At 42.5% G+C, this 12766-nt stretch carries 16 protein-coding genes; 6 read left to right on the forward strand and 10 right to left on the reverse strand.

What is annotated here, in order from left to right:
• Positions 1 to 72 precede the first annotated feature (72 nt).
• From trmB to I3B46_RS04355, 5 genes are all read left to right on the forward strand, one after another.
• On the forward strand, positions 73 to 792 hold the full coding sequence (gene trmB / locus I3B46_RS04335; protein ID WP_053110099.1) for a tRNA (guanosine(46)-N7)-methyltransferase TrmB: 720 nt from the start codon (positions 73 to 75) through the stop codon (positions 790 to 792).
• Positions 792 to 1121, forward strand: coding sequence for a YggL family protein (locus I3B46_RS04340; protein WP_004923275.1), 330 nt, complete (start codon positions 792 to 794; stop codon positions 1119 to 1121). The genes trmB and I3B46_RS04340 overlap by 1 nt, the downstream gene beginning before the upstream one ends.
• Positions 1122 to 1235: 114 nt before the next feature.
• Positions 1236 to 2162 (forward strand): glutaminase B, encoded by a 927-nt coding sequence (glsB, locus tag I3B46_RS04345; protein ID WP_004923272.1) that lies wholly within the window; start codon positions 1236 to 1238, stop codon positions 2160 to 2162.
• A 38-nt stretch (positions 2163 to 2200) separates the two neighbouring features.
• Positions 2201 to 2926, forward strand: a complete 726-nt coding sequence (locus tag I3B46_RS04350) for a DUF2884 family protein (protein ID WP_014656683.1) — start codon at positions 2201 to 2203, stop codon at positions 2924 to 2926.
• Between the two features lie 192 nt (positions 2927 to 3118).
• Entirely contained in the window at positions 3119 to 4069 is a 951-nt protein-coding gene (locus I3B46_RS04355) for a siderophore ABC transporter substrate-binding protein (RefSeq protein WP_014656682.1), read from the forward strand.
• Positions 4070 to 4184: 115 nt separating this feature from the next.
• Here the strand turns inward: I3B46_RS04355 and hemW are convergent, their stop codons facing one another.
• From hemW to rsmE, 9 genes are all read right to left on the reverse strand, one after another.
• Positions 4185 to 5324 (reverse strand): radical SAM family heme chaperone HemW, encoded by a 1140-nt coding sequence (hemW, locus tag I3B46_RS04360; RefSeq protein WP_004923262.1) that lies wholly within the window; start codon positions 5322 to 5324, stop codon positions 4185 to 4187.
• Positions 5317 to 5910: an RdgB/HAM1 family non-canonical purine NTP pyrophosphatase gene (rdgB, locus tag I3B46_RS04365; protein ID WP_004923259.1), complete on the reverse strand. Its 594-nt coding sequence runs from the start codon at positions 5908 to 5910 to the stop codon at positions 5317 to 5319. The genes hemW and rdgB overlap by 8 nt, the downstream gene beginning before the upstream one ends.
• 15 nt (positions 5911 to 5925) lie before the next feature.
• Positions 5926 to 6510: a YggT family protein gene (locus tag I3B46_RS04370; protein ID WP_004923256.1), complete on the reverse strand. Its 585-nt coding sequence runs from the start codon at positions 6508 to 6510 to the stop codon at positions 5926 to 5928.
• Between the two features lie 18 nt (positions 6511 to 6528).
• On the reverse strand, positions 6529 to 7350 hold the full coding sequence (proC, locus tag I3B46_RS04375; RefSeq protein WP_036941558.1) for a pyrroline-5-carboxylate reductase: 822 nt from the start codon (positions 7348 to 7350) through the stop codon (positions 6529 to 6531).
• A gap of 10 nt (positions 7351 to 7360) precedes the next feature.
• A complete protein-coding gene (locus I3B46_RS04380) occupies positions 7361 to 8056 on the reverse strand; it encodes a YggS family pyridoxal phosphate-dependent enzyme (RefSeq protein WP_053110101.1) in 696 nt (231 codons plus the stop codon).
• Positions 8057 to 8179: 123 nt separating this feature from the next.
• On the reverse strand, positions 8180 to 8599 hold the full coding sequence (ruvX, locus tag I3B46_RS04385) for a Holliday junction resolvase RuvX (protein WP_004923249.1): 420 nt from the start codon (positions 8597 to 8599) through the stop codon (positions 8180 to 8182).
• Complete coding sequence (locus I3B46_RS04390) at positions 8599 to 9159, reverse strand: YqgE/AlgH family protein (protein WP_004923247.1); 561 nt, start codon at positions 9157 to 9159, stop codon at positions 8599 to 8601. Before I3B46_RS04390 ends, ruvX begins: the two co-directional genes overlap by 1 nt.
• A gap of 124 nt (positions 9160 to 9283) precedes the next feature.
• Positions 9284 to 10231 (reverse strand): glutathione synthase, encoded by a 948-nt coding sequence (gshB, locus tag I3B46_RS04395; RefSeq protein ID WP_036941552.1) that lies wholly within the window; start codon positions 10229 to 10231, stop codon positions 9284 to 9286.
• A gap of 9 nt (positions 10232 to 10240) precedes the next feature.
• The gene (rsmE, locus tag I3B46_RS04400; RefSeq protein WP_004923239.1) at positions 10241 to 10972 is read right to left on the reverse strand and encodes a 16S rRNA (uracil(1498)-N(3))-methyltransferase; all 732 of its coding nucleotides are present in this window, start codon (positions 10970 to 10972) and stop codon (positions 10241 to 10243) included.
• A 480-nt stretch (positions 10973 to 11452) separates the two neighbouring features.
• Between rsmE and I3B46_RS04405 the strand changes: the two genes are divergently transcribed.
• A complete protein-coding gene (locus tag I3B46_RS04405) occupies positions 11453 to 12094 on the forward strand; it encodes a prepilin peptidase (protein WP_076914517.1) in 642 nt (213 codons plus the stop codon).
• A gap of 4 nt (positions 12095 to 12098) precedes the next feature.
• Here the strand turns inward: I3B46_RS04405 and I3B46_RS04410 are convergent, their stop codons facing one another.
• Positions 12099 to 12743, reverse strand: coding sequence for a DsbA family protein (locus I3B46_RS04410; RefSeq protein ID WP_104872930.1), 645 nt, complete (start codon positions 12741 to 12743; stop codon positions 12099 to 12101).
• Positions 12744 to 12766 lie beyond the last annotated feature (23 nt).

Consider the following 12766-nt stretch of genomic DNA (forward strand, 5'->3'; position numbering starts at 1 on the left):
AAATAGTCGGCAAGGGTAGTCATTTTCGCTTATTTACTTGATTAGGCAATCAATTCGTAGAATTTTTATATTATGATCAATAACGTCATCTCCCCAGAATATAATGAAGAAGGGCGGGTTATGCGCCGCGTTCGCAGCTTTGTCCGTCGTCAAGGACGTTTGACGCAACGCCAAGAAGATGCGCTACAAAGTGAATGGGCAACGATGGGAGTCGATTTTGTTGCACAGCCTTTAGATTTTGCCGCAATTTTTAATAACCAAAATCCTGTTGTACTTGAGATAGGGTTTGGTATGGGGGCCTCTTTAGTCACAATGGCCTCACAAAATCCTGAAAAAAACTTTCTAGGGATTGAAGTCCATGCGCCTGGTGTTGGAGCATGCCTTGCTTCCGCAAAAGAAGAAAATGTGACAAATTTACGTGTCATGTGTCATGACGCAATTGAAGTGTTGGACCGTATGATCCCCGATGAAAGTTTATCTATGGTTCAGCTATTTTTCCCAGATCCATGGCATAAGGCAAAACATAACAAGCGCCGTATTGTGCAAGGGCCTTTTGCCGATAAAATTCGCGCTAAACTGGTGAAGGGCGGTGTTTTTCATATGGCGACGGATTGGGAGCCATATGCGGAACATATGTTGGAAGTGATGAGCCATGCAGATGGGTATAAAAACTTATCTGCATCAGGGGATTATGTACCTCGGCCTGAAACACGACCTGAAACAAAATTTGAAAAACGCGGCCAGCGGTTGGGGCACGGTGTATGGGATTTAATGTTTGAGAGGACAAAATAATGGCTAAGCAACAACGCAGTCGTCGTTTACGTAAAAAACTACGTATTGATGAATTCCAAGAGTTAGGGTTCATTGTAAAATGGAGCTTTGAAGAAGGTACGCCTATCGAAGAAGTCGATCGTACCGTTGATGCACTGATTGCTGAAGCAATTGAACCTAATGGCTTAGCGTTTGAAGCAAGTGGTTATATGAGCTGGGAAGGTATTGTTTGCCTGCAAAAAATCGGTAAATGTACTGAAGAACACCGTACCATTGTCGAAAACTGGCTAAAATCAAAAGGCATGAAAGATATCGTTGTTTCAGAGCTATTTGATGTTTGGTGGGAATAATTTCTTAAGTCGGTAATCGATTTATTGGGTTTCTTATTTGTTTTACGAACTCTAATGGTCATTACGACCAAAGGCATCCTTTTAGGATGCCTTTGTTTTCTGGAGTGAAGTACAGTGAGCCGTCTATTTTCTAATCAACTACTGAACGATATCTTAGACCAAGTACGGCCTTTAATTGGTCAAGGCGCGGTCGCAGATTATATTCCTGCTCTCGCGAATGTCCCTCCTCATCAATTGGGGATTGCGGTGCATACTGCTGACGGTGAAATTTTTATGGCGGGAGATGCTCAGACACGTTTTTCTATCCAATCAATTTCAAAAGTACTGAGCCTGACTTTAGCGATGACGCGTTATGAAGAAGATGAAATTTGGCGACGCGTCGGGAAAGAGCCATCAGGATTACCATTTAACTCCTTGATCCAGCTTGAAATGGAAAAAGGTATTCCGCGTAACCCTTTTATTAATGCGGGAGCGATTGTGATTACAGATATGCTGCAATCACGTTTAAGTGCGCCCAAGCAACGCATGCTAGAGTTTGTCCGAAAACTTGCTTGCGAGCCAGATATTAGCTACGACATTGCGGTTGCGCGTTCGGAACTTGAACATGCCAGCCGTAATGCCGCCATTGCCTTTTTGATGAAATCATTTGGTAATTTTGAGAATAATGTCCTTACAGTTCTCGAAACTTACTTTCATTATTGTTCTCTAAGTATGAACTGTGTAGAGCTGGCACGCTGCTTCTCTTACTTAACATCACAAGGGATGTCATCTTGCTCTATCGACCCTATTATTACGCCACTACAGTCGCGGCAAATTAATGCCTTAATGATGACTTGTGGGATGTATGATGGTTCTGGTGAATTTGCCTTTCGTATTGGCATGCCAGGGAAATCGGGTGTTGGTGGTGGGATCGTTTGTGTCGTACCGAACCAGTTTTCTGTTGCGGTATGGGCACCTGAATTAGATTCGGCGGGGAACTCGCTGGTGGGTTGCGCAGCTCTTGAATTATTATCAAAACGCATTGGTCGTTCGGTGTTTTAGATATCATCAATCGGTAAAACGATCTAATAGGAGTTACTATGTTACGCCGTACTTTAATTGTTCTTTCTTTATTGGCTAGTGCAGGCACTCAGGCCGCAGATTATAAATGTTCAGTGACGCCTAAAGACGATATCTTTCTAACCCCAGCAAGTGTTCAAGTGGTTGGGCGCAGTGGCGACTTGAATATTACGCCTAATGGTGATGTGACTCTTAATGGCAAAAAAATTGAGGTAACCGAGCAGCAAAGGCAGCAAGCTGTTCGTTATCAAGCCGCTATCCGTAATGATATTCCATGGATCAAATTGGAAACCCAAAATAAATTATCGGCCTCGAAAAATACCCTTGATAAAGTGGTGATCCGAGTAATCGGTAATGATAGCAATGTACGTAAACGCTTAACAAAGTTAGAAAGTGACCTTAATGGTCAGATCAATCAAGTCATAGAGACACGCCCTGATGGTTATGCTTTCCATCACCAAGCAATGAGCAAAGTTGAAACGCAAGGGCGTCAATTGGTCAATGAGAGTCTAGGTGGCATATTACAGGACAGTATTAATGAAATGGGGCGTAAGCAACTGCTCTCTGGCGGTGATAGCAGTAAAGCGCTGCAAGGTCTTTTAGGGAATTTAGGTGGGCTTCAGCAAGACCTCGAAGCTGAGTGGAAAAAACAAGAAAATAGCTTCCAACAGTTTGGTCAACAAGTGTGTGGTAAAGTGACTTCCCTTGAACAGCAACGTATTTCATTAATGAATTCACTGAAGTAAGAGATATTCTCTTCTTTTTTAAGAGGCAGAGGCCTATTTTGGGCTCTGCCTCTTTGTTATTTAGCACAGCAAAAATGTGATGTTTTTATCAATAATAATAATCAAAATGAAATTGATTCTTATTTGATTGACTTATTAATGGCTCACTTTAGAATGCAAGTTTGGTTTAGTGACTAACTGGTATTGTTTAATATGAAAAAATTCATTCCTGCTGTACTTGTTTCCTTACTCTCTTTTTCCGCGCCATATGCACTGAGTGCTGAATCAGCGGCATTTACCCCTAACGCCGTCATTGCACAAGGCACTGAAAAAGTGAATATCAAACATTTGTCAGGTGAGACTGAAGTGAATAAGGCTCCACAGAAAGTGGTTTTATTCGACTTTGGTGTTTATGATTCAATGCAAAAATTAGGGCTTGGCGATAAGGTCGTTGCGCTGCCAATGGGCAATGCGCCTGCTTACATTAAAGGCAATATTGCTGCTAATGTGCAAAATGCAGGTGGAATGAAACAGCCTGATCTTGCAAAAATTGCAGAATTAAAGCCTGATCTGATCGTGATCACTGGTCGCCAAGGTAAGTCTTATGATGAACTATCTAAAATTGCTCCAACCATTAATTTAGGTACAAATAGCCAGCATTACATTGATTCAGTGAAAGCGAATATCAATTTAATCGGTGAGCTGTATGGCAATCAAAAATCGGTAGAAGAGCAACTGGCTCAGTTGGATAAATCTATTGCGGTAGCCCAAGAAAAAGCGAAAAAATCACAGTCTAAAGTGTTAGTTCTGCTGCATAACGATGGCAAATTGATCCCAAATAACCAAAGTGTTGTTTATGATGTTGTTAAAGCACAACGCGCAGAGTTACCAGAGCCAGCAGAAGCGGATAAGTCTAAGCGCCGTGTCGTTGATACGAAAACCATCGCACAGGCAGATCCTGATGTGATTTTAATCGTGGATCGCAGTGAAGCGATCGGGGCAGGTAAGCTGGATAAAACCGTTTTCGAAGATCAAAATATTCAAGAAACGAAAGCCTACAAAAATGGCAAAATCACATACTTGCAGTCTGATTTATGGTATTTGTCAGGTGGTGGTTTAGTGAGCCTAACAGAACAAGTTGATGCAGTCGCTAAAGCACTATAAGTGATCTAAAAAAGCCCGCACCAGTTAAAAGCGCCTAATTTTATGAGCGCACTTTAATCTGCGGGCTTTTGTGATTTATGGTGCGGGATAGGGATATTTTTATTGCAAAAATAAATTACTCTTCATCAAGAAAAAGCTCTAGTAATGAGTTTAAGAATAATTTGCCATGTTTGGTAATTTGCCACTCATGCTCATTTTCAGTGATATAGCCTTTATTTAGCGCTTCATTAAGTGAGTCTCTTACCACCGATTCAGGCAAGCCCGTATAGTCACTAAATTCTTTTCGGGGCATTGGCTCCAATAACCGAAAGCGGTTCATAAAATATTCGAACGGCCTATCTTGGGCATCGACATCGTAAGATTTTTGTAAATAGCGCCCCTCCATATAACCACGAGGATGCTTAGTCTTGATGGTACGCATAATACGTCCATCAGTGAATGAGATCTTACCATGAGCGCCACAGCCGATACCGAGATAATCACCAAAACGCCAATAGTTGAGGTTATGTTCACATTGAAAACCAGGCTTAGCATAAGCCGATGTTTCATATTGCTGATACCCTGCCGCAGTGAGCAGCTTATGCCCTTCGGAATAAATTTCCCATAATGTATCATCATCGGGCAGGGTCGGAGGGCGCGAGCCAAATTGTGTATTAGGCTCGATAGTCAATTGATACCAAGATAAATGGGGAGGGGAAAGCGCAATTGCTTGGCGCAAGTCAGATAACCCTTCATCACGAGTTTGTGAAGGTAAGCCATGCATCAAGTCTAAGTTAAAACTACGTAAATTAAGCTGTGTCGCAAGCTTCGCAGCCCGTTTCGCTTCTTCAGCGCCGTGGATGCGGCCAAGAGTAATCAATTTGTCATCGCCAAAGCTCTGTACACCAATAGAGATCCGGTTAATCCCTGCTTTTTGGTAGCCTGAAAAACGATCGGCTTCCACAGTACCCGGGTTAGCTTCCATCGTGATTTCAGCTTGTGGGTCAAGATGAACTCGTTGACGTACACCATCCATCAGCGCTTGCATGGATTCCGCACTTAATAAGCTTGGTGTACCTCCACCAATAAATAGTGTTTTGATGGCGCGATCACCGATGAATTTCGCATCAATCTCTAAGTCGTGCAACAGGTGCTCAACATACTCTCGCTGGGGGATATCACCTTTAAGAGTATGCGAATTGAAATCACAATATGGGCACTTTTGTACACACCAAGGAATATGGATATATAGGCTTAGAGGTGGCAACTTAAGCATTCTTGAGTGCATCCAATAGCATTGCTAAGGCTTTGCCTCGATGTGAAATCGCTTGTTTTTCTGATTTCGTCAGCTCAGCAGAGGTACAATTCAGTTCTGGCACATAAAAAATAGGATCATAACCAAAACCGCCTTGCCCACTCGGTTCATGAGTGATGATGCCATGCCAGCGTCCATGGAAAACCAAAGGTGTTGGGTCTTCTGCATGGCGTAAGTAAACCAACACACAGTTAAATTGTGCCTGACGTTCCCCATCAGGCACCGATTTCATCGCATCGAGTAATTTATGCAGGTTTTGTTCATCCGTTGCTTCTTCACCAGCATAGCGAGCGGAATAGATCCCCGGAGCACCACCGAGTGCGTCAACGGAGATCCCAGAGTCATCCGCAATAGCAGGGAGACCAGTTTGCTGAGAAGCATGGCGAGCTTTTAAAATCGCATTTTCGATAAATGTTAATCCTGTTTCCTCGGCAGACTCAACACCGAGAGAAGTTTGGGCTACGATATCCATCCCAAAATCACGTAACAGGTCAGCAAGTTCATTGACTTTTCCCGGATTACCGGTAGCTAAAACAACCTTTTGCATTTTTAATCGCTCTTATTACATTACGCCAACAGCGTAGAGAATGCCTGTTAATGTTGGATCAATCATCAGTGAAATATCAGAACGTAGATAATTCAGCGCAATTAAGATGAACATGACAATCATTGCTGAGAAATCAAGCCCACCCATAGCAGGGATAATGCGACGGATTGGCGCCATTAATGGTTCTGTTAATTGATATAACAAATAGTCGACAGGATTACGGCCTTGGCTAATCCAGCTCATGATCGCTCTAATCAATATCATCCAGAAAATTAATTTTCCGGCATAGGTTAGTAACAGAATAATACTGATTGGAATAACACTAAAACTGAGAAGGGCCAATGTATGGGTGATCCACAAGCTAAAGACAATAGCAACAAGTGATAAGATAAATGCGATAGTAACTGTTGCTGTATCAATAGGCCCGATAGAAGGGATAACACGGCGTAATGGTGTAATAACAGGTTTCGTGGCTTTTACCACGAACACGGAGAAGGGGTTATAGTAATCTGCACGTACCCACTGCATCCAGACTCGTAGCAGTAAGATAAAAATATAAAGTTGAATAATGGTTGTAACGACAAAAAGTAAAGTCTGCATGTCTCGTCCCGCTGTTAATTAAAAAAGTTTTTCCATCTCTTCTGCCCGAGTGATAGCACGTTGCATCGCTTTTGCTACCATTTGCGGAAGACCACTATCGTAAAATTGCGCTAATGCCATCGCTGTCGTTCCTCCCTTAGAAGTCACTTGTTCGCGCAATGTGGAAAATGGGGTGTCGCCTTGTGATTTCGACAACGCAACAGCACCTTCCGCGGCATTTAAGACCAATTGACGGGCTTGATCGGGCGTATAGCCTAGTTTTTCGGCTTCTTGCTGCATGGATTCCATAAATAAGAAGAAGTAAGCAGGAGAGCTTCCAGTAATCGCAATAATATTATTGATCTCTTGCTCTTTTTCGCACCAAATTGTCGAGCCAACACTTTGCATCAATTGCTCTGCAAATTGTTTGTCTTCGGCGTTAATACTCTCTTCTGCGAATAAACCACTCACGCCTTTACCGACGAGTGATGGCGTATTTGGCATGATACGAACCAACTGCAATGGTTGGGCTAAATAATCGGCATAGCGGTGAGCGGGGATACCCGCAGCAATGGTCAATACCAGTTTTTTACTGAAATCCACGGCATGCTGTAAAGGTTGACACACCTCTTCCATCATTTGTGGTTTTACAGCAAGTACAATCACATCGGCGTGTTGCACAGCGGATACATTATCACTACTGCTGATAACGCCATATTGTTCGGCGATTTTTTCTCGGCGAACAGGGGTTGGCGAACAGACGGTGATCATTGAGGCGGGGTAACCGTGGCTAACAAGCCCTGCAATAATAGCATGGGCCATATTTCCGGCACCTATAAATGCAATTTTGCGATGTTGCATGTTGTACTCCTTATGATTTGTGATAGTCACGGGCACCAAAAATAGCCGTTCCGATACGAACGAGGGTCGACCCACAATGAATGGCAGCAGCCATATCATCGGTCATCCCCATAGATAGGGTGTCGACGCTAGGGTAGTGTGTTTGTAACTGTTGATAGGCTTGCTCCATTTTGCGAAAAGCTTCGCATTGGCGCTGGTAGTCGCTTTCCGGTGCTGGAATGGTCATCAAACCACGAAAAACTAGGTTAGGCATTTGGCTAACTTGTTTTGCTAGCTCATCAAGCTCTTCAAGTTTTATGCCTGACTTACTGTTTTCATCACTGATATTTATTTGGATCAGCACATTTAGCGGTGCTTTGTTGCTTGGACGCTGATCATTTAGACGTTGGGCGATTTTTTGCCGATCCAGCGTATGGAACCAGTCAAAATACTCGGCGACAAGACGGCTTTTGTTTGATTGTAATGGGCCAATAAAATGCCAAACCAGATCTTGTCTATCCGCGAAAAACTGAATTTTCTCAACGCCTTCCTGAACATAATTTTCACCGAATTGACGCTGTCCAGCCTCGATAGCCTCCAAGATAGCGTCACAAGGTTTGGTTTTACTTACTGCAAGTAGTGTGATGTCCTGTGCAGAGCGATGACATTCTGCTGCCGCTCGTTCAATACGCGCTTTTACATCAGAGATATTACGTTGAATGGTCATTATTCTGTTCAATTACGTTAGGTGGATAATCATAATGCCCATAGTGTAAAGCATATTGCTTGATAACGGCACCTTTGCATGTGTAGATTAAAAAAAATTACATTTCGGAAAACATTGTGCGGCTTAAAGGTGTTGCTCAAACCAACTTTCTAAGATCACGACAGCAGATGCTGAGTCTACTTTGCCTTTACTCAGTGCTCGGTAACCACCACGCTCAAATAGTTCTGCTTTTGCGGCAACCGTGGATAGGCGTTCATCGTGTAGCTCGACTTTGACACCAAATCGCCCATGGATACGATTAGCAAAGTTACGCGCTTGGCTGGTGACAAGTTGTTCAGTGCCATCCATATTTAAAGGAAGGCCAACAATGACCAATTGAGGTTGCCACTCTTTTAGCAACTTTTCGATCTGTTGCCAATCAGGGCGGCCATCATTGGCTTTCAGTGAGGCGAGGGAGCGGGCTGTTCCTGTGATTTCTTGGCCAACAGCAACACCAATACTTTTCGTACCAAAATCAAATGCAAGAAGGGTTCTGCTAGACATCACGCGTGCCCTGCCTGCATGGAAATTGTATGGATATTCACGCCTAGAAGGTTAGCAGCAGCTTGCCAGCGATCTTTAATGGGGGTATCAAACACTAACTCTGGTGTGGCTTCTACCGTCAACCAACTATTTTCCATAATTTCATTTTCGAGTTGACCGGGCTCCCAGCTTGCATATCCCAGAGCGACTAATGATTGCATAGGCTGCTGGTCCTTGCCGAGTGTTTCTAAGATATCTTTAGAGGTCGTTACCATCATGTCATCATTGAGATGCAGACTTGAGGCAAAGCCTTTAATCGGCGTATGGAGGATAAAACCATGCTCTTCAGCAACAGGGCCACCAGCAATCACTGGTTTAGCAAGGTTGCTGGTATTGGTTGTTGAAACCGCTATCTCTAATTTCTCGAGCATGGTACTCACAGAAAAATCATCAATAGGTTTATTGATAACGATCCCCATAGCGCCTTTTTCATTGTGTTCACACACATAAACAACAGACTGCTCAAAATAGGGATCAGTAAGAGATGGCATTGCTATCAAAAAATGATTTTGTAAATTCATAATTTTTAGGCTCAGTGTAGTAAGTAACCTATTTTAATGATAAGAATTGCCTTTAAAGGTTGAGAAAAGGCACTTTAATGAGCCTTTTCTCATTACCAATACGCTATTTTTAGCGCTGAAGGCACTATTTTTTTATATCGCGCTCAATGGCATCCATCAACATACCCGTGATAGAAATATCGTAAGCGGCTTCAATTTCGCGGGCACAAGTTGGGCTAGTGACATTAATTTCAGTCAAACGATCGCCTATAATATCAAGCCCAACAAAGTATAAGCCTTTTGCTTTTAAAGTTGGGGCAACGGCGCGGGCAATTTCCCAATCGCTTTCACTTAATGGGCGAGCTTCTCCGCGACCACCTGCCGCCAAATTACCACGGGTTTCCCCCTGTGCTGGGATACGAGCTAGACAGTAAGGCACAGGCTCACCATCAACGACCAGTACACGTTTGTCACCATCTTTAATTGCTGGCAAATAGTTTTGTGCCATGCAGTAACGGCTAGCATGCTCGGTGAGCGTTTCGATAATAACCCCAACGTTAGGATCGTCTTGCTTCAAACGGAAAATAGACGCTCCGCCCATTCCATCAAGTGGTTTAAAAATCACATCGCCATGCTTTTGATGGAACTCACGTAGCTGTTTAGCGCTACGAGTGACTAATGTGTGTGGTGTTAATTCAGGGAACCACGCTGTAAACAGTTTTTCATTGCAGTCGCGTAAACTTTGTGGCTTGTTGACGATCAGTGCGCCAGCCTGCTCAGCTCTTTCAAGAATATAAGTTGCATAGATAAACTCAGTGTCGAAAGGGGGGTCTTTACGCATTAAAATAGCGTCAAGATCACCGAGCGCGATATCTTGCTCAGATTTGAACTCATACCATTTGTTTGGGTTTTCTTCGACAGTGACGACTTTTGTCGTTGCGCGAGCTTCACCTTGATACAGATAGAGATCATTCATCTCCATATAATGGATTTCATAACCACGACGTTGAGCTTCCAGCATCATAGCAAAACTAGTATCTTTCTTGATTTTAATGGATGAAATAGGATCCATTACTATACCGAGCTTGATCATTTTTTCTCCTTAACCTAGGTCACCTAGGCGCACTTGCAGTGCGGTGATTGCAGTTAGCGCAGTCGTTTCTGTTCTTAACACTCTTGGCCCTAACAGAATATCGGTAAATTGATAATTAGCTGTCATGGCGATTTCTTCTTCACTTAGCCCACCTTCGGGGCCGATTAATAGCCGAACTTTATTTAATTCGGCAGGTAATGTATTGATACTTTGTGTTGCTCGTGGGTGTAAGTTGACCTTAAATGCCCCATCTTCCTCAGCACACCATGCTTCGAGTGACTGTACAGGACGAATTTGTGGGATCCGATTACGACCACACTGCTCACACGCAGCAATGGCAATCTTTTGCCATTGTTGTCGTTTTTTCTCTAACCTTTCAGGATCTAAACGAACACCACAGCGCTCAGAGAGTAAAGGGGTGATTGTATTAACACCTAGTTCCACCGATTTTTGGATAGTAAACTCCATTTTTTCACCACGCGACATGACTTGCCCAAGGTGTAAATCTAATGGCGATTCTCTATCATCAACATGGCTATCGATAATATTGACGGAGACTTTCTTTTTTGTCGCCTCTGATATTTCAGCGCAAAACACCTGATTACTGCCGTCAAATAATTCCAGTTTTTGGCCCGCAGTCATGCGAAGCACTCGCCCCACATGGTTGGCTGCATCATCGCCAAGAGCGATTGTAGTGTTAATTTGTAGTGGCTCAGGGTGATAAATGCGTGGAATGCGCATACAGTTTCCTTAAAAAGAACAAGGTTAAAAAAGAGCAATAGCAGATCAAAAATATGGGGATGCAATCGCCAAAATCAAGAGCTAGCTCAATTTTATAGTGGTTTATGGTTTTTTTGTAGTCTAGCCTGTGTGGTATTGGTGTGATGAATGATAATATATTATCAAATACGACAAAAAATCATCGCGGTTAAAACGATAAATTGTGTCGGAATTACTGTGTAGGGAAATAAATAGAGGTACGGTATATTTGTATATAACTCCATAATGGAATAAGGAGAATATATGATATTACCGATTGAAAGGATCTATCATAAAATTATCCATCATCTCTCTTTTTTATCTTTTAGTGATCTTAATAATTTTATTACTTCAACTTTTCCAATGCTAACAGTATGCCGAGGCAACTTAAGTTCAGGAAATGTAACTATCGATAATTCATACTGTTTTTTGGGGGATGTATGTGGCTATAGGCTATTACTTATGGCTTTTATCATTGTTATATCAGCGAAAATTTCACAGTTGATGTTACAACATATTCCTAAAAAATATTTAAATAAAGATGGGATAAGGATAGGTTATAAATGGCTGGTACTTATTTATTTTCCTTTAATAATATTTAATTTCTCATTAAATGATGAATTAATTATTGTTATTTTATTTAGTATTTTCTTCAATTTAATAGTTTGTCTATTTATTATTGATATGAAAATAGGCTATTTACCAGACATACTTGTTTACCCACTATTATGGGTAGGGTTAGTGTATCAAGTGTGCTCTGAGCAAGGTAATGTGGTTTCGGCTATCTATGCGGTGATCACCAGTTACCTTTCCATCATGCTGTTAACGGTAATTATGGAGAAGATCCGCCAATCCCCGCAAATGGGGCGAGGGGATTTTAAACTGATTGCCGCATGTGCAGCTTGGCTCGGGCTTATGAATTTACCTCAGTTTTTTGCGTTAGCGGCGGGCATTGGCGGGCTTCACTATTGGGCCATTTATTTACGTCATCGGCACAAAGCTATCGCCCGTATCCCCTTTGGCCCAGCTATCATTTTGAGTGCAACTTATTGGTTATTTGCGCCATTGGTGTGTTTAGTGATGTTCAATGGCGCGATGTCGTAGCGCATCATTGATTGGCTGCTACTAGTGAATCCAAAAATTGTTGCCATTTTTGAGGATCACCTAAATAGTTTTGTAACGGTACGCGCAGCCACTTATGCTGCTGTTTTATGAGTAAGGTCGGGAAGCCGGAAGATTCGGGTTGAGTCAGTAGCTGGCGGCTATAGTGAATATGGTGTTCAAGGTTATTCCCTCCTTGTTCGGCATAATCAAACTGGTATTGCTCGCTATCTAACCCGATTTCTTGTGCGATCGCTAATAAGACATTTGGGTTGCTGATATGACGACCAGAGACGTAATGAGCATGCTGAACTGCTTTTAACATCGCTAATGCTTTTTGTTGCTTTTCAGAAGCAAGAATGGCTTGTAAAGGTGGTGCTGAATCAAGAACAAGATTTGGCTCATCCAGCATTTTTAAATAGTCATTACCAAAAATTTGCCCTGTCATGGCGGCAATGCGTTTATCGGATTGTTTGATGTGCTCACGGAATTGATTATCCATATGAAGGCGTGATGCGCCTGCCAGCATGCCTCCGCCATGTAATTCTAACACAATGTCAGGGTGAGAATTGGCAATTTCAATCAATGGTGAAGCACCGTAACACCAGCCACATAAAGGGTCATAAATGTAATGTAAGGTGATTTTATTCATGATAGCTCCTTAACTATTCAGTG

It is taken from the genome of Providencia sp. 2.29, from assembly GCF_015832305.1.
Taxonomy (GTDB): domain Bacteria; phylum Pseudomonadota; class Gammaproteobacteria; order Enterobacterales; family Enterobacteriaceae; genus Providencia; species Providencia stuartii.